A 23874-nucleotide genomic window follows, 5' to 3' on the forward strand; every position below is an offset into this window, starting at 1 on the left:
GCAGTTCCATGTCTATCGGAAATGTGAAAAAAAGAAAATAAAAAAATTGTATAAAAAGTATTGACAATTAGAACAATAAAGGTTATACTACGTAAGCACTGTTGAGTGAGACATCACTCAGACAGACGATATGGGGTCTTAGCTCAGCTGGGAGAGCATCTGCCTTACAAGCAGAGGGTCATAGGTTCGAGCCCTATAGGCCCCATACCAAAACCAAATATGGCGGAATAGCTCAGTTGGCTAGAGCACACGGTTCATACCCGTGGTGTCGAGAGTTCAAATCTCCCTTCCGCTACTACGAAAGAAAGGCAATCTGTGAAAAACGGGTTGCCTTTTTTGCGTTTTCCTGTTTGTTTTGGAAAAGAATAAAAAGAATCATAAATTTTCCAGAAACCCCTTGCAACTTCCGCTTCTTTGCTTTAAAATATTCACGATATGCAAACAGGCTGGGAAGAAGAGGAGTACGTCGTAAGCTTCTGTCAGAGAGAACCGTCCATCGGCTGGAAGATGGTTTCAGAGGGCGCGCACGGAAGGTAGCTTCGGAGCCGGAATCCTGAATCATATCTGGAGTGCGGAGTGTTTCAAAGAGGACCCTGCAGTCTGGATTTAGACGAAGTAGGGGTTCCCGTCTGATCCGCGTTAAGGAGACAGCTGTTGCTTCTGGCAGCAGTGACAAAGTGAGAAACAAAGGTGGTACCGCGGAACTTTTCGCCCTTTATGCAGAACGCAGATTCTGTATAAAGGGCTTTCTTTATTTATTATAGAAGAAATGCAATTGTTCCGGAGAGCTGCCGTGGAAAAGAGGATTTCTACACATTTAGACATAAGGAAAGGAAATGATCATGAAAGAACTGGAAAAGAATTACAATCCTTCTGCCATTGAGGAAAAGCTGTATCAGAAATGGCTGGATAACAAGTACTTCCACGCAGATGCTGAGCGCGGAAAGAGAGAGGGCAAGAAGCCCTTTACCATCGTTATGCCACCGCCGAACATTACCGGACAGCTGCATATGGGTCATGCATTGGATAACACCATGCAGGACATCCTGACCCGTTACAAGAGAATGCAGGGCTACGAGGCGCTGTGGCAGCCGGGTACCGACCACGCAGCAATCGCAACCGAGGTGAAGGTAATCGACAAGCTGAGAAAAGAAGGCATCGATAAGCACGATCTGGGACGCGATAAATTCCTGGAGGCATGCTGGGACTGGAAGAAGGAGTACGGCACCCGCATCATCAAGCAGCTGCATAAGCTGGGGTCCTCCGCTGACTGGGACAGAGAGCGCTTCACCATGGACAAGGGCTGCTCTGACGCTGTGCTTGAGGTATTTGTAAAGCTGTACGAGAAAGGCTACATCTACAAGGGCTCCCGTATCATCAACTGGTGTCCGGTCTGCCAGACTTCTATTTCCGACGCAGAGGTAGAGCATGAGGAGCAGGATGGCTTCTTCTGGCACATCAATTACCCAATCGTGGGCGAGGAAGGCCGTTTCGTTGAGATCGCAACCACCCGTCCGGAGACGCTGCTTGGTGATACCGCAGTTGCAGTAAACCCGGAGGATGAGCGCTACAAAGATATCATCGGCAAGATGTTAAAGCTTCCGTTAACTGACCGCGAGATCCCGGTGATTGCGGATGAATATGTAGACAAAGAGTTTGGTACCGGCTGTGTGAAGATCACCCCGGCTCACGACCCGAACGACTTCGAGGTTGGACGCCGCCACAACCTGGCTGAGATCTGCATCATGCATGACGATGCGACCATCGACTGCAAGGGCAGCAAGTATGACGGTATGGACCGCTATGAGGCCCGCAAGGCTATGGTAGAAGACTTAAAGGCACTGGGGCTGTTAGTTAAGGTTGTTCCGCATTCCCATAATGTAGGAACCCATGACCGCTGCAAGACCACCGTTGAGCCGATGGTAAAACAGCAGTGGTTCGTCCGCATGGATGAGATGGCAAAACCGGCGATCGCAGCATTGAAGAACGGCGACTTAAAGTTCGTTCCGGAGAGCTTTGGAAAGACCTATCTGCACTGGTTAGAGGGAATCCGTGATTGGTGTATCTCCAGACAGCTGTGGTGGGGCCACCGGATCCCGGCTTACTACTGCCAGGAGTGCGGCGAGATCACCGTTGCAAAATCCATGCCGGAGAAGTGCCCGAAGTGCGGCTGCACCCACTTAAAGCAGGATGAGGATACCCTGGATACCTGGTTCTCCTCTGCACTGTGGCCGTTCTCTACCCTGGGCTGGCCGGAAAAAACCAAGGAGCTGGAATACTTCTACCCGACCGACGTGCTGGTAACCGGTTACGATATCATCTTCTTCTGGGTTATCCGTATGGTATTCTCCGGATATGAGCAGACCGGCAAGTGTCCGTTCAACACCGTCCTGATCCACGGTCTGGTACGCGACAGCCAGGGACGCAAGATGAGTAAGTCTCTTGGCAATGGTATCGATCCGCTTGAGGTTATCGACAAGTACGGCGCAGATGCCCTGCGTATGACGCTGATCACCGGAAATGCACCGGGCAACGACATGCGTTTCTACTGGGAGAGAGTGGAAGCAAGCCGTAACTTCGCAAACAAGGTATGGAACGCATCCCGTTTCATCATGATGAATATGGAGAAGGCTCCGGTACACGATGTTTCCTTATCTGACCTGACCATGGCCGATAAGTGGATCCTGTCCAAGGTTAACACCCTTGCGAAGGATGTCACCGAGAACCTGGATAAATTCGAGCTTGGTATCGCCCTGCAGAAGGTTTACGACTTCATCTGGGAAGAGTTCTGTGACTGGTACATCGAGATGGTAAAACCGCGTCTGTGGAACGACGAGGACAGCACCAAGGCAGCAGCACTGTGGACCTTAAAGACCGTTCTGATCAACTCCTTAAAGCTGTTGCATCCGTATATGCCGTTCATCACCGAGGAGATCTTCTGCAATCTGCAGGACGAGGAAGCGTCCATCATGGTATCTGCATGGCCGGAGTACAAGGCAGAGTGGAACTTTGAGCAGGATGAGTATGCCGTGGAGACCATCAAAGAGGCAGTCCGTGCGATCCGTAACGTGCGTACTTCCATGAACGTGGCACCGAGCAAGAAAGCAAAGGTTTATGTGGTTTCTGAAAATGAGAAGCTGCTTCAGATCTTCGAGCACAGCAAGGTATTCTTCGCAACCCTGGGCTATGCAAGCGAGGTATTCTTACAGAAGGATAAGCAGGGCATTGCCGATGACGCAGTATCCGTTGTAATTCCGGAGGCATCCATCTATATGCCATTTGCAGAGCTGGTTGATATCGCGAAAGAGGTTGAGCGCCTGCAGAAAGAGGAAGAGCGCCTCACCAAGGAGCTTGCACGTGTAAACGGCATGCTGTCCAACGAGAAGTTCGTAAGCAAAGCTCCGGAAGCAAAGATCAACGAGGAGAAGGCTAAGCTGGAGAAATACACCCAGATGATGGAGCAAGTAAAGGCACGTCTGGCACAGCTGCAGTAACTGGCGGCGTGAAGTGGAACAAAAATAAATTTCGCAATCGTTCATAATTTTAAGTGGACAGGCATAGATTACAATGATAGACAAGAATGCGCGGGATTACCTGCTGGGGATCCCGCTTTGGACAAAAAAGAAAAATACGCTGGATGAGGTCCGGGATTTTCTGGAAAAGCTGGGAAATCCGGATGAAGCATTAAACATCATCCATGTGGCAGGAACCAACGGAAAGGGTTCGGTGTGTGCGGACCTGACAGCCATTCTCATGGAAGCCGGATATCATGTGGGAACGTTCGTGTCCCCGCATCTCGTGGACGTGAAGGAGCGGTTCCTTTATGATGGAAAACCGGCTGATGAGGCAGACTTTTCGGAAAGCTTCGCCCGGGTAAAGGCTGTCACTGACGAAATGATGGAAAAGGGCTATTCGCACCCGACCTTCTTTGAGTTTGTATTCCTGATGGCAATGGATTTATACGGACGGAAAAAGCCGGACTTTGTCGTCCTGGAAACGGGACTGGGCGGACGGCTGGATACGACCAATGTGATCCGGCATCCGTTAGCCTGTGTGATCACCTCGATCAGTCTCGACCATACGCAGTATCTGGGTGATACCGTGGAGAAAATCGCGGCAGAAAAAGCCGGGATTATCAAGCCGGGGGTGCCGCTTGTGTATGATAATAACGACAAGGCGGCAGGAGCCGTGATCGCGGCAGCTGCGGACAGGCTTGGCTGCGCAGCTTATGGACTTACGGCAGAAGGTGCGTACCGGGAGGTTTCCTTTGCGGCGCCTTACCAGGCTATGAATGCGGCACTGGCGGTGAAAGTACTGGAGGTACTGGATATTACCGGTGTGGATGATGCCGTGTGCAAAAAAGCGCTGGCTTCGGTGCACTGGAATGGCCGGATGCAGCAGGTTGCTCCTGATGTCTGGGTGGACGGTGCACACAATCCGGGCGGGATCCGTGCATTTATCCAGGCAGTGAAGGAGCAGATGGCAGAGATGGATCCGCAGGAGACATTGTGCCAGCAGCCGGGGATTCATCTTTTATTTGCGGCGGTGTCGGACAAGGATTACCGTGAGATGATCCGGCTGCTTTGCGGTGAACTTTCTCCAGAATCGGTTACGGTGGTGCAGCTTCAGAGTGAGCGGGGACTTCAGGCAGATGCCCTGGCGCGTCAGTTTGAGGAAGCCGGATGCAGCCATGTCACTGCGTTTGATTCCACAAAGAAAGCGCTTGATTTTGCACTTTCCGAAAAGAAGAAAGGAGAACACCTGTATATGGTGGGCTCTTTGTATCTGATCGGGGAAATTCTGGAAACCCTGAAGCAGCGCGGATGTTAAATGCGCATGGAAAAGCATTGGGGAATTTCATTGCGGGGCGAGTATGTGGGGCAGTAACATTTCTGCTGTCAGCTGTCTGATTGCAGGTGGCGGCAAACGACGAAAGGAAATTGTATGCTGGATTTTGAAGAAGAGATCGCACGCTTCCAGCCGAGTCTGGAAGTCGGTGATGTGGAAACGCAGATTGTGAAAGAGGATCTGACCGATATGACAGATCTGATGGTGGAACTGCTGAAAAACAGGGAGTAACAAAAAACGAATATGAAAACAGGAACGAAAAACCGGCAGATTGCCAATGCCTATTATAACATTGGTCTGGAAAAAGCAAAAAGCCGGGATCTGTCCGGCGCGGTTACTGCGCTGAAAAAGAGTCTCCGGTTTGACAAATATCAGACCGATGCGAGAAATCTCCTGGGCCTTATTTACAATGAGATTGGCGAGGTAGGTGCGGCGTTGACCCAGTGGGTCATCAGCTTAAACCTGCAGGAGCAGGACAACCTGGCAGAAGAATATCTGCGTAAAGTCCATGCGGCAAGAGGGTATCTGGAGTTGGCGGATCAGGCTGCGAAGAAGTATAATCAGGCACTGATCTATGCCCAGAACGACAACGAGGATCTGGCTGTCCTGCTTTTGATGCGCATGGTAGAGGAATTCCCGCAGTATGTCAAGGCACAGGAACTGCTTGCGCTTTTGTACCTCCATCATGAGGATTATATCAAGGCGGGACGGTGCCTGTACCAGGCTTTAAAGATTGACCGCTACAACCCGTGGGTGCTCCATTACATGGACATCGCCAAGCACAATACCGGCAAGGCTGAGGTGGAAAAACGGAAATTGCAGAATGCCTTTTCCCACCGGCAGATGCAGGACGATGACATCATCATGCCGCCAAGCTATAAGGAAAATACCGGCTGGCAGTCAGTATTAAATATCCTGGTCGGCCTGGTACTTGGTGCCATGGTCATCTTCTTTCTGGTCATGCCAGCGAGTACCGAGTCCCTGAATGCGAAGCATAATCAGGAACTGAAAAATACGCTGGAGGAGTTAAACCAGAAAAATCTGGAGATCGACAGATTAAACCAGAAGGTGGAGACAGCGAAGAGTGCACAGGATCAGGCGGAGGAAAATTTAAAGACTCTGCAGAATTCCAGTGGAGGCACCCTGGCGCAGTACCAGAACCTGGTGAAAATCCTGCAGGCATACCGGGATGAAGACCAGCAGACAGCTGTGCTGTTGTATGTGGATACCGACTGGTCTGTATTAAATGACGGCGTGCTGAATGAAACGGTAGCATGGATCCAGAAGGATATGGCTGAAAATGGTTACACAGTACTCATGAACATGGGCGATGAAATGCTGGCGGCAGGAGATGCTGCAAAGGCTGAGGAATATTACCAGAAGAGCCTGCAGATCAAGGCGGACAACCCGGAAGTGATCTACAAGCTGGGTATGGCATATGTGACGGCCGGAGACCAGCAGACCGCGACCCAGTATTTTACGGACATCATCATGAATTATCCGAATTCGGATTATGTGGACGATGCGAAGACCCAGAGAGGGTACTAAATTAAAAAATAAGAAAAGGTACGACAGAGAATACACAGAATGTGTGCTCTGCCGTACCTTTTTTGTTGTAGTGGATATTAGAAGCAGTGCCAGTGGTGCGAGTGTTGTTTTTGAGGGAAGCTTGAGCAGCCACATCGCTGTTGTGGATTTATTTTTCGGAAAGGAAGGGAGTTTTATATATGTACGAACAGACTTTTTCTTATGAGGCGCACGGGCAGACCCTGATAATTCATCTTCCAAAGGAGTTAGACCATCATAATTGCCGGAATTTAAAGTATGAGACCGATCTTTTGTTATCGGAAAATTATATCAACAAGGTGGTGTTTGACTTTTCCAGAACGGAATTTATGGATTCCTCCGGAATCGGGATTTTATTGAACCGCTACAAACAGATGGCGGGAAGCGGCGGCACGGTGACAATTTATGGAGTGAATGCCCAGGTAGGGCGCGTGTTGGCCATCGGAGGGATTGGCCGGATTATGAAATATTTTGATACAAAGGAAGCGGCGATCGCAGGGTGAGAGCCCATGCACGAAAATGACTGCAAAAAACAGCTGTCTGGATTGGGCAGGAGAAAATGGAAAACAGTACGTGGAAAGCTGGGACAGGTTGTGACAAAAGAATCGAAAAGCTGAAAAACGGGAGGATGGGAATATATGGAGCGTTTTCGGATGGAACTGGAGAGCCTTTCAAGAAATGAGGAGTTTGCCCGGGTCGTGGTTGCAGTGTTTATGAGTCGCCTGGACCCGACATTGGAGGAAATCGACGATGTGAAGACAGCTGTCTCTGAGGCGGTGACCAATGCGGAAATCCATGGTTATGGTGGAGAAAGCGGCATCATCACAGTGGAAGTGGAGACAGAGGGAAAGGAACTGACGGTGGTGGTGGAAGATTATGGCGTGGGAATCCGGAATGTGGAGAAGGCTATGGAACCCATGTTTACCACGGACAAGACAGGAACCCGATCCGGTATGGGATTTTCCTTTATGGAGGCCTTCATGGACCAGGTCCATGTGGAGTCCGAGCTGGGCAAGGGGACAAAGGTTATTATGCGAAAACAAATCGGCAGGTGAATGTGTATGGATGACACAAGAAAGCTTTTGCAGCGTGCCCATGCCGGTGATGAGGAAGCGAGGGAGCGGCTGGTCATGGGAAATGTGGGGCTGGTCTGGAGTGTGGCAAGACATTACAACGGACGGGGACATGAATTGGAGGATCTGTTCCAGATCGGATGCATCGGCCTTTTAAAGGCGGTGGACAAGTTTGATCTGGGGTTTGAGGTACGTTTTTCAACTTACGCAGTGCCAATGATCGCTGGCGAGATCCGGCGCTTTCTGCGTGATGACGGCATGATCCGCGTGAGTCGTTCTATGAAGGAGCTTGGACTTCGCATCCACAAAGCACGGGAAGCTTTCACAGCGCGGTATGGGCGGGAACCGGGACTTTCGGAACTTGCGAAGGAGCTGGATATCAGCTGTGAAGAAGTTGCAGCCTGCATGGGAGCCGGAGCTGAGGTGGAATCGCTGTACCGGGAGTCTGGAAATGGAGACGATGGAGGACTGCGCCTGATGGACCGGATTCCGGATGGAACACAAAATGAGGAGCAGCTTATGAACCGGCTTGTCTTAAACCAGTTGATGGAAAAATTGCCAGAAAAAGACCGGGAGATCATTGTGCGGCGCTATTTTGAAAATCAGACCCAGACGCGGATCGCTGCGGATCTAAACATTTCCCAGGTGCAGGTATCGCGGCTGGAAAAGCGGATTTTGAAGCAGATGCGGGAATATCTGGGGGCATAGCTGCGCATACTGAACCCCAGAAAGGTAGCAATGATTATGCTACAAAGATTTTGGCTGGGAAGGGATGCGTAAAAATGAAAATTTTTCAATGTAAGCTCAAAATTCTAGTGCTGATGCTTTCCGTTTTTCTGGTGTTAGCAGTATGCTGGCTTTGCTTTTATCGTGGACCTGAGAAAAAAGAACCGGATGGCACCCTGGTGTGGCAGGAAGTACAGAAAACAAAACTTGGAGAGAATAAAAGTGATGAACAGAAGCAGAATCTGGAAGACGTATTAGATTGTGTCTGTGAGGTGGCTGTATGAGCGCGCAGCACACCGTCTACCTGAATCTGCGCGAGATCACAGAGGTCCATAAGCCAGACATTCAGGTGAAGGATGTGGCGGAGGTTTACTGCAGCGACACGCATGTGCAGAACCGCTGTGCCAGCTTAAAGATCAAAACAATCCGGGAAGAAAAACGAAAACGGTATGTGGAAAATGCGCTGGATGTGATCCGGATCCTGGAAGCTGCCGATTCATCAGTCACGGTCAACAATGTGGGAAAAGTGGAATTCATCATCGACTATCAGCCGCAGGTGAAGCAGAATCTGTTCTGGCAGTGGTGCAAGACCATCTTTGTCTGCATCATCTGTTTCTGCGGGGCAGCGTTTGCAATCATGACCTTTAACAACGACGTGAGTGTGACTTCCGTGTTTGGTGAAGTTTACCGTCTTGTTACCGGGCAGGAATCGCCCGGATGCACGATTCTGGAACTCTCGTACTCCGTGGGACTTGCAGTAGGGATCATCGCGTTCTTCAATCATTTCGCAAAGTGGAAGCTGAATACGGACCCGACTCCGCTGGAGGTGGAGATGCGGCTGTATGAGGATAACATCAGCAAGACCGTGATCCAGAATGATTCCAGAAAGGAGCGCGGAATCGATGTTACCTAGTCTGGGAATGCGAATGATCCAGAATGCAGCTCTGGCTTTTATCGGCATCAGCGCGGGAGGCGTGATCGCAGCAGGAGTCTTTGCGTTTCTGGTGATCATCGGCGTGTTTCCGCGGCTGATCGGGAAAACTGGTACGAAGGAGCATATCATGCTTTACGGAACCGTGATTGTTGCAGGAGGTGTGCTTGGAAACCTTGCGGATCTGTATGAATTCCCGGTTCCGTTCTTCGGTTTGTCTTCTCTGTTTTTGGGAACCTTTGGCATGGCCGTCGGGATCTTCGTTGGGTGTCTTGTCATGTCACTCTCGGAAACATTAAAGGCACTGCCGGTCATCAGCCGTCGGCTCTATCTGGCGGTGGGGCTGCAGTATCTGATTCTGTCGATCGCTCTGGGAAAGCTTGCCGGGGCACTGACGTATTTTTTGTGCGGGATGTCTGCAGAATGAATCAGAAAGGTGAATATTGTTTCGAAATTCGTTGTTGTCTGCACAATGCGTGCCTGAACCGCACATAGTAATAAAGGAGAAAATACCAAATGGAATTAAACAAAAAAGCTTACGATGAATATATTAAAAAGATCACGCCGGTCAATGAACTTGGGAGCGACATGCTGCATGCCTTTGTGACAGGCGGCATCATCTGCACGGTCGGACAGGCATCTGTGATGCTTATGATGAAGTATCTGGGAATGGAAAAGGAAGCGGCACAGACCTGGATGCTGATCGAACTGATCTTGGCGAGTGTGCTGCTGACCGGATTTGGCATCTACCCGAAGATCGTGAAGTGGGGCGGTGCAGGAGCCCTGGTGCCGATCACCGGCTTTGCGAACTCGGTGGTGGCCCCGGCTATTGAGTACAAGGCCGAGGGACACGTATTCGGGATTGGATGTAAAATTTTTACCATTGCCGGGCCGGTGATCCTGTTTGGGGTGTTGACGAGCTGGATTTTAGGGATTCTTTATATGATCGCCCGTTGTTTCAAAATAGTATAGTTCTATTTCTGGAAAATCAGCTTGTGGACAGCGTGATCCCTTCTATCTTAGAAGCTTCTTCCCGTATGAGACTGATGATAAGGTCGGAATCTGTATGGTAGTATAGTCTGTTTTGCAGGGCATAACAGATGCGGTCCGGCGGTCCATTTAAGATGTTGTGGACCGCGATCGGGTAACGGCTTGCGAAATAGTTGGCCACTGAGACAGGCATGAAAGTCCACATATGGTACTGCAGGATAAAGTGGGGTACCTGGGACAGGGTGCGGAGATAGATTCTGGTTTGGAGATCTGAGCCGAACCAGAATTCACCCCAGGCCTGGTAGTCCGGGGCCCAGGAGGACAGGATCTCCTGGGATGCATCCAGATCGGAGGGATGGATCTCTGGTTTGGAAAACATTCCAACCGGACATATGATCACGATCTTTTCGCGGAAAAGCTCCGTGCTTTCAATGTGCTTGCTGTTTGAGAGGTAGGAGACCAGTGCAATGTTACAGGAATTATGAATGATCTGTGAGTGAAGCTCCTGCGTGTGATAGGTATCGATCATAAGCCGTGAAGCTGGGCGCGAAGTCAGATAGCTATCGTAAACAGGGGGCAGAAGGTAGTTGCTGAAGCTCTCCGTTGCAGAGATACGGAGTACCTCTGAGGTATTCGAATTTGACAATTCTTTGGATTCTTCTAATAAAATCTTCCATCGTTCTGCAATCTGCAGAAAGTGTTTTCCCTGAGTCGTGAGTGTCTGGATACGGCCGCCCTTTTTGCGTTCGATCAGCGTGCAGCCGATTTCTTTTTCGAGCAGGTTTATGCTCCGGCTTAAAGCGGGCTCTGAAATAAACAGGCTGTTTGCGGCTTTGGTGAAGTTGCCAAAGTATGCAACGGCCAGAAATGCGTTGATCTGGGTATCTGTCATATCAATTCTCCATGTGTTTTCTTCTTCTAAAGAATTATAACATAAAGGTTATTAATTGTGCAAAATAATTCGATTTTACAAATAAAACATGGTTTGTTAATATAAAACTAACAAAAAGAAATACAACATGAGCTCAGATATATTTCTTATGAAGTTAATAAACATGAGAAAAGGAGATTATCATATGTCAACACCTGGATTAAGAATTTATAAGGATTTTAAACGACCGGACAGAAGTCTTGTGGAAGCGTTTCGCGATATTCCGGTAGCCAATATTTCAGATTGCATGGGCAGACTGTTCTGCATGCATTCCTCCATCAAGCCGGCAGGAAAGTGCAAAAAGATATTGGGAACTGCGCTGACTGTGAAAGGCGCGATCGCAGATAATCTGCTGTTTAACTATGCGATTTCCCTGGCACAGCCTGGCGATGTGATCGTGGTAAATGCCTGCGGTGATTTAAACCACAGCGTCTGCGGTGATTTAATGTATCAGTACGCAGTAAGCCGCAATGTGGCTGGTTTTGTGGTAGATGGCTGCTGCCGCGATGTGGATTATTTAAATACGCATGATTTTCCGGTTTATTCCAAGGGTGTAACCCCGCGTGGACCGTACAAAAATGGCTTCGGTGAGATCAATACCTACATTTCCTGTGGTGATCAGGTAGTACGTCCTGGAGATATCATCATTGGCGATGAAGATGGCGTTTTGGTAGTCCGTCCGGAGGATGCAGAGGAGTTGCTGAAAAAAGCCATGGGCGTAGTGGAACGGGAAGCAAAATTCGACCAGATCATCCATGATGGAGAATGGGAGAATAGCCCTGGATTTAACATGATCAAGACCAATATCGAAAAGTGTGGTTTTGAAATTATTTAGGGGTAGAGGTTGGCATGGAAAAAATTAAAATTTGTAGCTTTTGCGTCAAAAAAGACGAAGAAGTAGTTCTGAAGGAAACAGCAGAAGAAAAACAGATAGATCTTAAGCTTGTGTGGGCAGAGCCTACATTGGAAAATGCCTTTGAAGTGGAAGGTTGTCTTGGAGTTACCATCAGCGGGCTAAGCTATATCAGTGATAAAATGCTGGATGCTTATTATGAATATGGTGTCCGCTTCCTTTCAACGAGAACACGTGGCTATAACCATATCGATATAGAGCATGCGAAAAAAATTGGGATCCGCGTCTCCTATGCTACATATCCACCGGACAGTGTTGCAGAGTTTACGGTTATGCTCATGCTGATGTGCCTGCGTAATTATAAGCAGCAGCTCTGGCGCGGCCAGGTCAATGATTTTGACCTGATCGGCCTTAAGGGCCGTAACTTGAGCAGGATGACAGTAGGAATCCTTGGAACTGGCCAGATTGGATTTCGCGTGATTCAGTATCTGAGTGGCTTTGGCTGTAAAATTCTTGCGTATGACCCGTTCCCAAATGAGAAAGTGAAACCGTATGTGGAGTATGTGGATAAGCATACGCTGTATCAGAAGGCAGATATCATCAGCCTTCATCTGCCTCTTTTTGAGGAGACCAGACATATGGTCAACCAGGAGAGCTTACATGAGATGAAGGATGGCGTGATCCTGATCAACTGCGCCAGAGGTGAACTGGCAGATACAGAGGCACTGATCCAGGGGATTGAAAGTGGAAAGATCGGAGCACTTGGCCTGGACACGGTGGAAGGAGAGGCAGGAATTGTTCATGGAGACCACAGAATTGAGATTCTGGCCCAGAGAAACCTGTTTTATCTCAGACAGTTTCGCAATGTGATCATGACTCCGCATATGGCCTTCTACACGAATGAATCTGTAGTGAATATGGCCAGATGTGGAATTGAAACAATATGCAAAATGGCTTCTGGGGAAGCGTGCAGGGAAGAAGTGTAAAACTGCTTAGAAAAGGCAGAAAGGAACTGTAATTATGAAGAAAAAAATCTATTTAAATGAATTTATTCATCCGGCAGCAGTAGAGCGTTTAAAGGAATACGCAGATGTGGTGACCGATTTTGACCGGATCGAAGAGCAGGATGGGATCATTGTCCGTGGAACACAGGTTACCGGAGAAATGATCGACCAGGCAAAGAACCTGAAGGTAATCGGAAGACATGGAATTGCCATGAACATTATCGATTTGGATGCGGCAAAAAGAAATGGTGTACGGGTATTGAACACGCCGACCTCCAATGCAAATTCTGTTGCAGAATATGTTGTGGGCTCCTTTATTGCTATGAGCCGTCATTTTTACGAGTGTAATGCGAAACTAAGAAGAGGTGAGTTTAAGCGCATCGCACCGCCGGATCTACAGGGAAATGATGTGAGCGGAAAGGCGGTAGGACTCATTGGAATGGGAAATATTTCCCAGAGAGTTGCCAGAATGATGAAAGCAGCATTCGGCACTACGGTCTATGGATATGATCCGTTCGTGGAGAAGGAAGAAGCAGAAAAAAGAGGCTTTATCAAGTGTGAAAAACTGGAGGAGCTGCTGGAGGCCAGTGATTTTGTAAGTGTCAGTGTCCCGTTATCGAAGGGAACGATCAACCTGGTCAGTGGGGAAATGTTTGACCATTTTAAGAAAGGGGCGATCCTGGTCAATGCAGCCAGAGGAAAGATCGTTAATGAGGAGAATCTGTATGCAGCATTGAAAGATGGAAAGCTAAAAGCGGCAGCATTTGATGTATTTGAAGTAGAACCATTGCCGAAAGACAGTAAGCTGCTTACCCTGGAAAACTTCTCCGCAACTCCTCATATTGGCGGAAACACGGAAGAAGCTTTGTACCGTACCGGAATGGAAGTAGTGGAAAATGTGATTAATGTACTGGAAGGAAAACCTGCAGCAGGTATCGTGGTATAAAATGTACTAGGGGGAAGGCTTATGTTTAATACGGTATTTTCGGATCTGATGTTGTTATTGGTCTTTTTGCTCATCGGCTTTGTTCTGCGTGAAATTGTAAAGCCATTTCAAAAGCTGTTTATTCCATCTTCGGTTTTAGGCGGTGTAGTTGCGCTGGTGCTGGGACCACAATGTCTGGGACTCATAGAGATCCCGGAAACCTTTGGCCAGATGGCAAGCCCTATGATCGTGATCGTTATGACGGCCATGATGCTGGAAGCAAAAATTACCAGAGGAAAATTGAAAGAATATGCAGCAGTCACAAATGTAGAGTGTCTGGTTTATTTTGGACAGATGGGTCTTGGCCTGCTGGTCGGCTTACTGTTATCCAAAGTTTGGACGGTACTTCCGGAGCATTGGGGAATTTTAAGTGTCTATGCGTTTTTTGGCGGACATGGTGCAGCCTCCAGTGCCGGAGAGTTTTATGAAAACTATGGGTATACCGGTGCACTTGACCTTGGTATCATTATGGCAACGCTTGGCCTGATGCTGGCAATGATCGTTGGCATGATAATTGTAAACATTGGTGTCCGGAAAGGCTGGGCTAAGACAATCAAACTGGATTCCAAGGATGCCACTTTATATGGTGGTGTAATTCCGAAAGAACAGCAAAAAGAAATCGGAAAGTCTGTAGTAGCGGGTGGAAGTATCAACTCCTTTGCCCTGCAGTTTGCAATCATCATGCTTTGTATCTTTATTGGTGATAAGATTTTTGCATGGATTGCGAATTATATTCCGCTGTTTAAGAATTTTCCGGGATTTTTACATGGAATGGTTGGTGCTGTGATCATGCAGTTTGTTATGGCACGCACACATACGAGTGGTTATATTGATCATGAAAGCGTTAATACGATTTCTGGTGTTGCATTGGAAATCTGCGTAACGGCTGCGGTAGCAACCTTAAATGTAAAGCTGTTTGCTTCCTTTATTGTTCCTATCATTATCATGTCTATTGTAATCGTTGCATTTACCATTGTTTCATGTTTTTTCTTTGGAAGCAGATGGCTGAAGAAGGACTGGTTTGAAACCATGTGCTGTATGTTTGGCCAGTGCCTTGGATCTTCCACAACAGGAATTGCTCTTGGAAGATGTGTTGATCCAGATGCAAAAACCTCTGCATATGATTCCTTTGGAATCGCTGCAAGTATATTTGCACCAATGTCTGCAGTTTTGGTTGCTGTGATGCCGCTGGTTACATTGAGCAGTGACTGGATGGTGATCGGAATTGCGTTGGTGATTGCGGTTGTAAATATCGTGATAGGGGAATTTGTTTTAAGGAAAGTATCATAAAGAAATAATAAAAAAAGGGGGGTGTCGCACGTTAGTTAGCGCGACACCCACTCCTTTCAGCATTTTCTTTCGGTCAGAGCCTACTCCGGTTTGAGGTTCATGCACAACCCCTACTGAAAGCTCAGCATAACAAGGCATTCCGGTACGCTGTTATGCTTCAACGCTTGGACAGGCACACACTGTTGTCTGTCTGGTGTTATTATTGTATGGTGCATATAGAAATATGTCAAGAAAATAAAAAAGAAAAGCCAGAAAAGCCACCGTACAATCTGTACGATGGTTCATTTTGCTCAGCATATCGAGGAGACGCCAGTGGCGCGTCCGCTGATTCTGCAATGCAGAAGATGGGAGTCGAACCCACAAGGTATTGCTACCACACGGACCTGAACCGTGCGCGTCTGCCAATTCCGCCACTTCTGCATACCTGCGGGAGATGGGACTTGAACCCACACGACATAACTGCCACTAGATCCTTAGTCTAGCCTGTCTGCCAATTCCAGCACTCCCGCCGACAAGAACATACTATACTATAAAATTGAAAAATGCGCAAGTACTTTTTTCGAATTTTTGAAAAAATTTCAACAGTTTACAAAAATGATAGTTGATCACCAGATATGTATTTTCCCGTGCTGACAGAAAATGACTGTTTATCAGTAATCGTTGCCTCCAATAGTTACCAGAAGGTAACTAATCCACTGCATTGTGCGTAATTGTGGCTATGGCTGTTTCTTCGGTCCTGGTCAGTATCGTATTTATTTTCATCAATGCTTACCTTGCGTTCCCTCTGTATTCCAAATTATATGGAATGCCGATGGATGTGATCATTGGAATGGGAACGGCGATCAATCCGATGATCACGGATCTGCCGACATTGATGCTGTTTTCGGTATTTCCGTTCAATCTGTTTAAGCACGGGGTTACATCCATGATCACCTATTTAATCTATAAAAGAGCCGGAAATACCCTGCGCAGTATGATCGGGGTTCCGCACAAGAACTTTGTGCGGTCTGCGGAAAAGATCTAAAGAATGGAGAAAATACTATGAACGAGACATGGGCAATAAAGCCGCAAACGATTTCACCAGATGCGGTTTCTGAGACATATGATTCGGATATTGTGATCATCGGGGCAGGGCATGCAGGGACCTGTGCGGCCCGCGCGGCAGCGGAGGCAGGTGTCAGTGTAATCGTCTTAGAGCAGCAGGAACGGGAAACACAGTGGGTGCTTGGAATCGGGGAGATCGGGCACATCAACAGCAGGTGGCAGAAGGAGCATGGCATTGCAGCGGGGGACTACAGCAAAAATGCAGAAATGTGCCGTTATCTTCTCACGGAAACCGCAGATCTCACGGAAGAGGAAAGCGATTTCACCGGTCACGGCTGGGACGGAAGCGGAATCTGCATGGGATTATGGGCAGGTGGCCGTCTGGAGCCAAGAAGTCATGCGGCGATGGGCGGCAATTATTCGTTCCCAGGATTTGGACTGATCGGTTCCACTCCGGTACTGCGGGTGAATAAGCATGGAAAACGCTACTCGGATGAAGCGTTTGGAACGCATATCCTGGCGGCGCTTCCGGGTGCACATCAGCCAAACGGAAATTTGTGGGCGGTGTTTGATGATACGATCCGCGAGCAGGTTACGTTCCAGACTCCGTGCCATGGTCTGCTTGACTATACAGATGAAGAAGAATGGAAGCGGCTGAATACGGCGCTTGAGAACGCGAAAAACCAAAAAGGCAATAAAATCCTGGATAAGGACCGGGCTTGGGAAAAACGTCCGCTTTACTGCGCCGATACCCTGGAAGAGCTTGCCGGACTTTTATTTGAAGACGAGGCAGACCGTGAGAACTTTCTGAAAGAGGTGGAACGCTATAACCAGCTCTGCCACAAGGGGCATGATGATGATTTTGGAAAAGATCTGCGTCTCTTACATTCGGTTGAGCATCGCGCAGACGCTGGGGCGGGAGCTTGGGTATTACCTGGCGAGATGCTTGTAGAAGAAAACAATTCTGTGTATAATAGGCACAGAGACAGCAAGGAGGAACATAGATATATGGAACGTTACGATATCGCCATCATTGGCACTGGCCCGGCGGGACTTTCCGCGGCAGTCACGGCGGCCATCCGCAAAAAGAAGATTTTATTAGTAGGAAGCCGGGATCTGAGCAGTAAGGTACAGAAAGCGCAGGAAATCCAGAACTATCTTGGGTTCCCGGAGATCAGCGGGGCAGAGCTTGGAAAGGCATTTGAGGAACACATTGAGCGGATGCAGATCCCGATCGTGGAGGACCGGGTGAATCTGATCTATCCAATGGGCGATTATTTTTCCCTGCAGGTGGGACAGGACATCTGCGAGGCGGATACTGTGATTCTGGCAACCGGCGTTAATTTTGGCAAGCCGCTTCCGGGAGAAGAAGAATTCTTGGGCCGCGGCGTCAGCTACTGCGCGACCTGCGACGCGCCGCTCTACCGTGGTGCAACGGTAGCCGTGATCGGATATCAGAAATCCGAGGAAGCGGAAGCCGATTTTCTGGCTGACATTGCAGAAAAGGTGTATTATTTCCCAATGTACAAGGAGCCGGTGGAAGTTTCGGAAAAGATTACGGTAGTAAACGGAGTGCCGAAGGAGATTACCGGCGGCATGAAGGCGGATACACTGGTGACCAGTGCCGGAAGTTATCCGGCAGACTGCATTTTTATTTTAAGGGAGAGTGTGTCTCCGAAGAACCTGGTACCGGGACTTCAAATGGATGGAAACCATGTGGCAGTCAACCTGCAGATGGAGACGAATGTGCCTGGATGCTTTGCCTGCGGTGACATTGCAGGACGGCCTTACCAGTATATCAAATCGGCCGGGCAGGGAAATATTGCGGCACTGTCTGCGGTTTCTTATCTGGACCAGAAACGTAGAAACGAAAAGCAGTAAAAGGTCCACAATCCTCTTGCAAGTAAGCCTGAATCGGATTCCAGACTTTTTGCCCCTGGTATGATTTCATAAAAAGTTCACAAATTTCCGATTGACAAATTAGCGATAATGTCCTAACATACTTAGGAAACTAAATAAAATATGCGGCCGACAGAGATAACATCAAGACCTGCTTCGAAAAAAGCAAGGCGAAGAGGCGGCTGCAAAGTCACACAACATGATGAGGTGCAATGAAACAGCAGGAAGAAAAAATTGCCATGCGCAGCATCAAACGTTTGTCAAACGGAATCAGCAGAGAGATGTGTGCGGCCTTCGGCTCCGGGATGTTCAGTGGAGCGCAGGGACGCACACTTCATTTTCTTTTGGCAGAGCATACGAAAAGCGATGTTTTCCAGAAAGACATCGAGGCGGAATTCGGACTCAGACCACCCACGGCTACTGCGCTCTTAAAGGAGCTGGAGCAGCGGGGGCTGATCCGCAAGGAGCCGGTTTCGTACGATGCAAGAAGAAAAAAGATCGTGGTGACCGAGAAAGCGCTGCAGTATAAGGACTGCGTGCTGAAAGGTCTTGATAAGCTCAATCAAAAGCTGATAGCCGGTATCTCAGAGGAAGAGATGCAGGTCTTTTTTTCTGTGACAGACAAAATGCTGAAAAATCTGGCAGAGTAATGTTTGTTGTTCACGTATGCGTGAACGGCAACAGAATCATTTACAAGGGAAACAAGGAGGAATTGCAGTGGTTAAAACTTTACTGAAGAGTGTACGGCAGTACAAGAAACAGTCTCTTTTATCACCGCTTTTTGTAGCAGGCGAGGTTGTACTGGAGTGTATGATCCCGCTGGTGATGTCAAAGCTGATCGATCATCTGTCTGCCGACACCATGACACCAATCTTACAGTATGGCCTGGTCCTTTTGGTCATGGCAACCATGTCTTTAGGCTGTGGTGTGCTGGCTGCGAGAAACGCGGCAGAGGCGTCCTGTGGTTTTGCGAAAAACTTAAGACAGGATATGTATTTTAAAATCCAGGATTTTGCGTTTGCGGACATCGATAAATTTTCCGCATCGTCCCTGGTAACCCGTATGACAACGGATGTTACAAACGTACAGAACGCTTACCAGCTGTTAATCCGTCTGGCTGTGCGTACCCCGCTCATGATTATTTTTTCCGTGATCATGGCGATGACCATCAATGTGAAGATGGCTCTGATCTTCTTATGTATCCTGCCTATTCTGGCAGGCGTACTGTTTGGAATTGCCACCCATGTGCATCCGATCTTCAAGCGCATTTTCAAAAAGTACGATGCCTTAAATAACTCCGTGCAGGAGAACGTAGCCGGTATCCGTGTGGTAAAATCCTTTGTCCGTGAATCCTACGAGACCGAGAAGTTCAACCAGGCGGCAGAAGAGGTGCGCAAGGACTTCACCTTTGTTGAGAAGATCCTGGCATTCAATAACCCGACCATGATGTTTTGCATGTACCTGTCCATGTTCCTGGTGTACTACATCGGAGCGCAGATGATCGTCAATTCCGGAGCGACCGAGCTGACGACCGGACAGCTTTCTTCCCTGATCAGCTACGGTGTTCAGATCCTGGCATCCGTCATGATGCTCTCCATGGTATTTATCATGACAACCATGGCTTCCGAGTGTGCAGAGCGTATCGCAGAAGTGTTAAACCATGAGAGCAGCCTGACTTCCCCGGAAAACGGGGCAACTGAGGTTGCAGACGGAAGCGTGGATTTCGATCATGTTTCCTTCAAATATTCCGAGAAGAGCAAAAAGTTTGCGCTGTCTGATATTGACCTGCATATCCCGTCTGGTGCGACGGTCGGCATCATCGGAGGAACCGGTTCTTCCAAGACATCCCTGATCCAGCTGATCTCCAGACTTTACGATGTCAGCAAGGGAAGCGTAAAGGTCGCAGGAAAAGATGTGCGCGAGTACGATCTGGAATCCCTGCGTGATGCGGTTGCCGTGGTCCTGCAGAAAAACGTTCTGTTCTCCGGCACCATCAAAGAAAATATGCGCTGGGGCAGTAAGAACGCGACTGATGAAGAAATCATCCACGCATGTAAGCTCGCCCAGGCCGATGAGTTTGTCAGCCAGTTCCCGAACGGCTATGACACCTACATTGAGCGCGGCGGTACCAACGTATCCGGCGGTCAGAAGCAGCGTCTGTGTATCGCAAGAGCCCTGTTAAAGAAGCCGCGCATCCTGATTCTGGATGACTCGACCTCTGCAGTCGATACCAAGACCGATGCCCTGATCCGTAAGGCATTCCGCGAGGAACTGCCGAATACCACTAAGATCATCATTGCCCAGCGTATTTCTTCCGTGCAGGATGCAGATTTCATTCTGGTCATGGACGGCGGACGTATTGTTGAGCAGGGCAGCCACGACGAATTAGTTGCATTCAACGGCATTTACCGGGAAATCTTTGATTCCCAGACTAAGAGTAAGGAGGCGTAAGAGGATGAGACAAATGAGAAACGCAAATGGCTCCGGCATCAAGCCGGGCACCTTCAAACGCCTGATGGCATATTTATTTTCCCATTACCGGGCACATCTGATCACGGTTATGGTCTGCATCATCATTACGGCGGTCGCTTCCGTCGGACAGACCATTTACATTCAGGCGCTGATCGACCAGTGTATTCTTCCTGGTGTGGAGAACGGCATGGACAGCGTGTGGCCGCAGATGGTTTCCATCTTTGGAAGCATGGCTCTGATCTATGCACTTGGTGTATGCGCATCCCTGATCTACACCCGCATTATGGCGACCGTCACCCAGGGTACCTTAAAGAACTTCCGTGTGGATATGTTCACCAAGATGCAGACTTTGCCAGTCAAATATTTTGATACCCATGCACACGGCGACATCATGAGTACCTATACCAACGATACCGATGCCATCCGTATGATGGTCAGCCAGAGTATGCCGATGCTGTTCCAGTCCATCCTTACCATCGCAGTGATGATCGTCATGATGACCAGCTTCAGCATTCCGATGTTCATCGTAGTATGCCTGTTTGTGGCAGCGATGCTGACCGTAACAAAGAAGTACGGCGGCATGAGCTCCAAGTACATGATGTACCAGCAGCGTTCCCTGGCAGCGGAAGAGGGCTTCATCGAGGAGATGATGTCCGGTCAGAAGGTTGTCCAGGTCTTCTGCCATGAGGAAGAAGCAAAGCAGGACTTCTTAAAGTACAATGAGCAGCTGTTTAGCGACAGTAAGACGGCAAACCAGTACGGCAACGCGCTGATGCCGATTCTGGGCAATATGGGTAACTTGATGTATGTGGTCCTGGCGATCGTAGGCGGTCTGATGGTATATTGCAAGGCTCCGAACCTGACCCTTAGCGGTTTCAGCCCGGTGTCTGTCGGCATCATTATCACCTTCCTCGGCATGTCCAGACAGCTGGCACAGACCGTGGGACAGAGCTCCAACCAGGTAGCCCTGATCGCGATGGGTCTTGCAGGTGCAGGACGTATCTTCGAGCTGATCGATGAAACGCCGGAGGAGGACGAGGGCTTTGTTACCCTGGTCAACGCAAAACACGATGAGAACGGGGAACTGGTGGAAGCCGATCACCCGACCCATATCTGGGCATGGAAGTATCCGCGTCCGGACGGAACTGTAAGCTACACCGAGTTAAAGGGCGATATCCGTCTGGAGCATGTGGACTTCGGTTATGTTCCGGAGAAACTGGTGCTGCATGATGTCTCCCTGTTTGCAAAGCCGGGACAGAAGATTGCATTCGTTGGTGCGACCGGTGCCGGAAAGACCACGATCACCAACCTGATCAACCGGTTCTATGATATTCCGGACGGAAAGATCCGTTACGACGGCATCAACATCAACAAGATCTGCAAGGCAGACCTGCGCCGCTCCTTAGGTGTGGTACTGCAGGAGGTCAACCTGTTTACCGGAACCGTTCTGGAGAATATCCGTTATGGACGTCTGGATGCTACCGATGAGGAATGCATCGCGGCAGCGAAGCTGGCGAATGCAGACAGCTTCATCACCCGTCTGCCGGACGGTTACAATACGATGCTGACCGGAAACGGAGCAAGCCTGTCCCAGGGACAGCGCCAGCTGATCTCCATTGCCCGTGCGGCTGTGGCGGATCCACCTGCCATGATCTTAGACGAGGCAACCAGTTCCATCGATACCCGTACCGAGGCACTGGTACAGCAGGGTATGGATAACCTCATGGAGGGCAGAACCGTGCTTGTCATCGCACACCGCCTGTCCACGATCCGTAACAGTAAGGCCATCATGGTTCTTGACCACGGACGCATTATTGAGCGTGGTGATCACGACGACCTGATTGCCCAGAAGGGTACTTACTATCAGCTGTATACCGGCGCGTTTGAGCTGGACTAAGTGTGAGAATTAGGAACTGCTGTGCGGTTTAAATAAAAATTTACAGTTTATTTCAGAAGATAAGAGCTTGTGTGAGAAAACATCACACAGGCTCTTTTTTATACAAATTTTCGTCAATCTCAATTAGTTTAGCAGTTTAATATGGAAAAGTACAACTAAAAAGCTGTAATAATTACAATATTTAGCTTGATATTTAAAAATCCCTGTGCTATAATTGGCACCAAGTTGAGAAAAACACAGCAGAAAAGAGGCATTGTAAGCTGTAAAAACAAAACCCGAGGAGGACACGATTATGAAAAAGAACATGGCATTGGTTATGGCATCTATGATGGCAGCATTATCCCTCACCGCTTGCGGCGGTTCCGCTTCTACATCTACCACCGCGGCAGATACCACCGCAGCAGACAGCGCGGCAGACACCAAAGCTGCACCGGCTGACAAGATCGGTCAGGCTGGAAGCGGCAAAGAGCTGATCTTTACCACCGGCGGTGACCAGGGTACTTACTACGGATTCGGAAGCGTGATCGCAGGACAGATCAGTGACCTGACCGACACCACCGTAACCGCGATCGTTGGCAAAGGCTCCAAGGGCAACATCGAGGCTATGGACGCAGGCGACGCACAGCTTGGCTTTGTACAGTCCGACGTTATGGCATACGCTTACAACGGCACGAACCTCTTTGAGGGCGCAAAGATCGACGGCTTCTCTACCGTGGCAGCGCTTTACATGGAGCAGGTACAGATCGTAACCCTCAACCCGGAGATCAAAACCGTGGCAGACTTAAAGGGCAAGACCGTATCCGTTGGTGATTCCGGTTCCGGCGTTTACTTCAACGCTCTGGATTGCTTAGGCGCATACGATTTAACCATCGACGACATCAAACCTACCTACCAGTCCTTCGGTGACAGCGTAGAGGCCATGCAGGACGGCAAGATCGATGCAGCCTTCATCGTAGCAGGTGCACCGACCACCGCAGTGACCTCCCTGGCAGCAACCAGAGACGTATATCTGGTAGAGTTAGACGATGAGCACATCGCAAAACTTCAGGAGACTTCTCCTTACTACACCAAGAACGTGATCTCCAAAGATGCTTACGGTCTTGAGAAAGACGCAACCACCGTTGCAGTCGGCGCAGTTATCATCGCGCAGGACGATGTAGATGAGAACGATATCTACAACGTAGTAGCAGGTATCTACGACAGCATCGACACACTTGGACACGACAAGAAGAATGAGCTGGACCTTGACTTTGCAGCATCTGTAACCGCAGTTCCGTATCACGCTGGCGCTGCAAAATACTTCGCAGAAAAAGGCCTGACTGTTCCGACCAAATAGGAAGCAGTGGAAAAGTATCATCTGGCTGG

The 23874-nt window shown here is 48.9% G+C and carries 22 protein-coding genes, 4 tRNA genes and 1 pseudogene; 24 read left to right on the forward strand and 3 right to left on the reverse strand.

Annotation, left to right across the window (positions count from 1 at the left end):
* Nucleotides 1–132 precede the first annotated feature (132 nt).
* The 13 genes from DW922_RS12615 to DW922_RS12675 all read left to right on the forward strand — a co-directional run bounded on the left by DW922_RS12615 (nt 133) and on the right by DW922_RS12675 (nt 10116).
* A tRNA-Val gene (locus DW922_RS12615) sits at nt 133–205 on the forward strand.
* 16 nt (nt 206–221) lie between these two features.
* Nucleotides 222–295, forward strand: a tRNA-Met gene (locus tag DW922_RS12620).
* A gap of 547 nt (nt 296–842) precedes the next feature.
* Nucleotides 843–3494 carry a valine--tRNA ligase gene (locus tag DW922_RS12630; protein ID WP_118726797.1) on the forward strand — a complete coding sequence of 884 codons (2652 nt, stop codon included), beginning with the start codon at nt 843–845 and terminating at the stop codon, nt 3492–3494.
* A gap of 73 nt (nt 3495–3567) precedes the next feature.
* Nucleotides 3568–4830 carry a folylpolyglutamate synthase/dihydrofolate synthase family protein gene (locus DW922_RS12635; RefSeq protein WP_118721208.1) on the forward strand — a complete coding sequence of 421 codons (1263 nt, stop codon included), beginning with the start codon at nt 3568–3570 and terminating at the stop codon, nt 4828–4830.
* A gap of 114 nt (nt 4831–4944) precedes the next feature.
* Nucleotides 4945–5079, forward strand: coding sequence for a hypothetical protein (locus tag DW922_RS18315; RefSeq protein WP_279221191.1), 135 nt, complete (start codon nt 4945–4947; stop codon nt 5077–5079).
* Nucleotides 5080–5091: 12 nt separating this feature from the next.
* Nucleotides 5092–6396 carry a tetratricopeptide repeat protein gene (locus tag DW922_RS12640; protein ID WP_118726761.1) on the forward strand — a complete coding sequence of 435 codons (1305 nt, stop codon included), beginning with the start codon at nt 5092–5094 and terminating at the stop codon, nt 6394–6396.
* Between the two features lie 179 nt (nt 6397–6575).
* A complete protein-coding gene (locus DW922_RS12645) occupies nt 6576–6917 on the forward strand; it encodes an anti-sigma factor antagonist (protein ID WP_118708230.1) in 342 nt (113 codons plus the stop codon).
* 135 nt (nt 6918–7052) lie between these two features.
* Nucleotides 7053–7469, forward strand: coding sequence for an anti-sigma F factor (gene spoIIAB / locus DW922_RS12650; protein WP_118541168.1), 417 nt, complete (start codon nt 7053–7055; stop codon nt 7467–7469).
* A gap of 6 nt (nt 7470–7475) precedes the next feature.
* Entirely contained in the window at nt 7476–8195 is a 720-nt protein-coding gene (locus DW922_RS12655; RefSeq protein WP_118726762.1) for a SigB/SigF/SigG family RNA polymerase sigma factor, read from the forward strand.
* Between the two features lie 74 nt (nt 8196–8269).
* Nucleotides 8270–8497 (forward strand): hypothetical protein, encoded by a 228-nt coding sequence (locus tag DW922_RS12660; protein WP_118726763.1) that lies wholly within the window; start codon nt 8270–8272, stop codon nt 8495–8497.
* The gene (locus tag DW922_RS12665) at nt 8494–9126 is read left to right on the forward strand and encodes a stage V sporulation protein AA (RefSeq protein ID WP_118726764.1); all 633 of its coding nucleotides are present in this window, start codon (nt 8494–8496) and stop codon (nt 9124–9126) included. The genes DW922_RS12660 and DW922_RS12665 overlap by 4 nt, the downstream gene beginning before the upstream one ends.
* Nucleotides 9116–9571 (forward strand): stage V sporulation protein AB, encoded by a 456-nt coding sequence (locus tag DW922_RS12670; protein WP_347560313.1) that lies wholly within the window; start codon nt 9116–9118, stop codon nt 9569–9571. Before DW922_RS12665 ends, DW922_RS12670 begins: the two co-directional genes overlap by 11 nt.
* 89 nt (nt 9572–9660) lie before the next feature.
* Complete coding sequence (locus tag DW922_RS12675) at nt 9661–10116, forward strand: SpoVA/SpoVAEb family sporulation membrane protein (protein WP_118726765.1); 456 nt, start codon at nt 9661–9663, stop codon at nt 10114–10116.
* Nucleotides 10117–10132: 16 nt separating this feature from the next.
* Here the strand turns inward: DW922_RS12675 and DW922_RS12680 are convergent, their stop codons facing one another.
* Entirely contained in the window at nt 10133–11026 is an 894-nt protein-coding gene (locus DW922_RS12680; protein WP_118726766.1) for a LysR family transcriptional regulator, read from the reverse strand.
* Nucleotides 11027–11210: 184 nt separating this feature from the next.
* On the opposite strand from DW922_RS12680, the gene DW922_RS12685 reads away from it, so the two are divergent.
* The 4 genes from DW922_RS12685 to DW922_RS12700 are packed head-to-tail and all read left to right on the forward strand — an operon-like array spanning nt 11211 to nt 15197.
* A complete protein-coding gene (locus DW922_RS12685) occupies nt 11211–11900 on the forward strand; it encodes an RraA family protein (protein ID WP_118726767.1) in 690 nt (229 codons plus the stop codon).
* Nucleotides 11901–11914: 14 nt separating this feature from the next.
* Nucleotides 11915–12904 (forward strand): D-isomer specific 2-hydroxyacid dehydrogenase family protein, encoded by a 990-nt coding sequence (locus tag DW922_RS12690; RefSeq protein WP_243032214.1) that lies wholly within the window; start codon nt 11915–11917, stop codon nt 12902–12904.
* 34 nt (nt 12905–12938) lie between these two features.
* A complete protein-coding gene (locus DW922_RS12695; protein WP_118726768.1) occupies nt 12939–13868 on the forward strand; it encodes a hydroxyacid dehydrogenase in 930 nt (309 codons plus the stop codon).
* 21 nt (nt 13869–13889) lie between these two features.
* Nucleotides 13890–15197 carry a sodium/glutamate symporter gene (locus DW922_RS12700; protein ID WP_118726769.1) on the forward strand — a complete coding sequence of 436 codons (1308 nt, stop codon included), beginning with the start codon at nt 13890–13892 and terminating at the stop codon, nt 15195–15197.
* Between the two features lie 336 nt (nt 15198–15533).
* Here the strand turns inward: DW922_RS12700 and DW922_RS12705 are convergent.
* Together DW922_RS12705 and DW922_RS12710 are read right to left on the reverse strand one after the other, a co-directional pair.
* Nucleotides 15534–15617, reverse strand: a tRNA-Leu gene (locus DW922_RS12705).
* Between the two features lie 5 nt (nt 15618–15622).
* Nucleotides 15623–15706: transfer RNA gene (locus tag DW922_RS12710), tRNA-Leu, on the reverse strand.
* A 209-nt stretch (nt 15707–15915) separates the two neighbouring features.
* Between DW922_RS12710 and DW922_RS12715 the strand changes: the two genes are divergently transcribed.
* The 7 genes and pseudogenes from DW922_RS12715 (at nt 15916) to DW922_RS12740 (ending at nt 23845) form a co-directional block, all read left to right on the forward strand.
* Entirely contained in the window at nt 15916–16221 is a 306-nt protein-coding gene (locus DW922_RS12715; protein ID WP_118726770.1) for an ECF transporter S component, read from the forward strand.
* A gap of 17 nt (nt 16222–16238) precedes the next feature.
* Nucleotides 16239–16520: pseudogene (locus DW922_RS18110) on the forward strand (FAD-dependent oxidoreductase); the annotation flags it as partial.
* A 729-nt stretch (nt 16521–17249) separates the two neighbouring features.
* Nucleotides 17250–18122: an NAD(P)/FAD-dependent oxidoreductase gene (locus DW922_RS18115; RefSeq protein WP_118721202.1), complete on the forward strand. Its 873-nt coding sequence runs from the start codon at nt 17250–17252 to the stop codon at nt 18120–18122.
* Between the two features lie 230 nt (nt 18123–18352).
* Nucleotides 18353–18790 carry a MarR family winged helix-turn-helix transcriptional regulator gene (locus DW922_RS12725; protein ID WP_118721201.1) on the forward strand — a complete coding sequence of 146 codons (438 nt, stop codon included), beginning with the start codon at nt 18353–18355 and terminating at the stop codon, nt 18788–18790.
* 67 nt (nt 18791–18857) lie between these two features.
* Nucleotides 18858–20591, forward strand: a complete 1734-nt coding sequence (locus tag DW922_RS12730; RefSeq protein ID WP_207666303.1) for an ABC transporter ATP-binding protein — start codon at nt 18858–18860, stop codon at nt 20589–20591.
* A gap of 4 nt (nt 20592–20595) precedes the next feature.
* Nucleotides 20596–22509: an ABC transporter ATP-binding protein gene (locus DW922_RS12735; protein WP_118541154.1), complete on the forward strand. Its 1914-nt coding sequence runs from the start codon at nt 20596–20598 to the stop codon at nt 22507–22509.
* Between the two features lie 292 nt (nt 22510–22801).
* Nucleotides 22802–23845 carry a TAXI family TRAP transporter solute-binding subunit gene (locus tag DW922_RS12740; protein ID WP_118726772.1) on the forward strand — a complete coding sequence of 348 codons (1044 nt, stop codon included), beginning with the start codon at nt 22802–22804 and terminating at the stop codon, nt 23843–23845.
* The last annotated feature ends 29 nt before the right edge of the window (nt 23846–23874 follow it).

It is taken from the genome of Clostridium sp. AM42-4 (genome assembly GCF_003480105.1).
Classification (GTDB): Bacteria; Bacillota; Clostridia; order Lachnospirales; family Lachnospiraceae; genus Brotaphodocola.

Coding starts and splice junctions, on each gene's coding strand:
- DW922_RS12630 (WP_118726797.1), top strand. CDS start 843: ATGAAAGAACTGGAAAAGAATTACAATCCTTCTGCCATTGAGGAAAAG.
- DW922_RS12635 (WP_118721208.1), top strand. CDS start 3,568: ATGATAGACAAGAATGCGCGGGATTACCTGCTGGGGATCCCGCTTTGG.
- DW922_RS18315 (WP_279221191.1), top strand. CDS start 4,945: ATGCTGGATTTTGAAGAAGAGATCGCACGCTTCCAGCCGAGTCTGGAA.
- DW922_RS12640 (WP_118726761.1), top strand. CDS start 5,092: ATGAAAACAGGAACGAAAAACCGGCAGATTGCCAATGCCTATTATAAC.
- DW922_RS12645 (WP_118708230.1), top strand. CDS start 6,576: ATGTACGAACAGACTTTTTCTTATGAGGCGCACGGGCAGACCCTGATA.
- spoIIAB (WP_118541168.1), top strand. CDS start 7,053: ATGGAGCGTTTTCGGATGGAACTGGAGAGCCTTTCAAGAAATGAGGAG.
- DW922_RS12655 (WP_118726762.1), top strand. CDS start 7,476: ATGGATGACACAAGAAAGCTTTTGCAGCGTGCCCATGCCGGTGATGAG.
- DW922_RS12660 (WP_118726763.1), top strand. CDS start 8,270: ATGAAAATTTTTCAATGTAAGCTCAAAATTCTAGTGCTGATGCTTTCC.
- DW922_RS12665 (WP_118726764.1), top strand. CDS start 8,494: ATGAGCGCGCAGCACACCGTCTACCTGAATCTGCGCGAGATCACAGAG.
- DW922_RS12670 (WP_347560313.1), top strand. CDS start 9,116: ATGTTACCTAGTCTGGGAATGCGAATGATCCAGAATGCAGCTCTGGCT.
- DW922_RS12675 (WP_118726765.1), top strand. CDS start 9,661: ATGGAATTAAACAAAAAAGCTTACGATGAATATATTAAAAAGATCACG.
- DW922_RS12680 (WP_118726766.1), bottom strand. CDS start 11,026: ATGACAGATACCCAGATCAACGCATTTCTGGCCGTTGCATACTTTGGC.
- DW922_RS12685 (WP_118726767.1), top strand. CDS start 11,211: ATGTCAACACCTGGATTAAGAATTTATAAGGATTTTAAACGACCGGAC.
- DW922_RS12690 (WP_243032214.1), top strand. CDS start 11,915: ATGGAAAAAATTAAAATTTGTAGCTTTTGCGTCAAAAAAGACGAAGAA.
- DW922_RS12695 (WP_118726768.1), top strand. CDS start 12,939: ATGAAGAAAAAAATCTATTTAAATGAATTTATTCATCCGGCAGCAGTA.
- DW922_RS12700 (WP_118726769.1), top strand. CDS start 13,890: ATGTTTAATACGGTATTTTCGGATCTGATGTTGTTATTGGTCTTTTTG.
- DW922_RS12715 (WP_118726770.1), top strand. CDS start 15,916: ATGGCTGTTTCTTCGGTCCTGGTCAGTATCGTATTTATTTTCATCAAT.
- DW922_RS18115 (WP_118721202.1), top strand. CDS start 17,250: ATGGAACGTTACGATATCGCCATCATTGGCACTGGCCCGGCGGGACTT.
- DW922_RS12725 (WP_118721201.1), top strand. CDS start 18,353: ATGAAACAGCAGGAAGAAAAAATTGCCATGCGCAGCATCAAACGTTTG.
- DW922_RS12735 (WP_118541154.1), top strand. CDS start 20,596: ATGAGACAAATGAGAAACGCAAATGGCTCCGGCATCAAGCCGGGCACC.
- DW922_RS12740 (WP_118726772.1), top strand. CDS start 22,802: ATGAAAAAGAACATGGCATTGGTTATGGCATCTATGATGGCAGCATTA.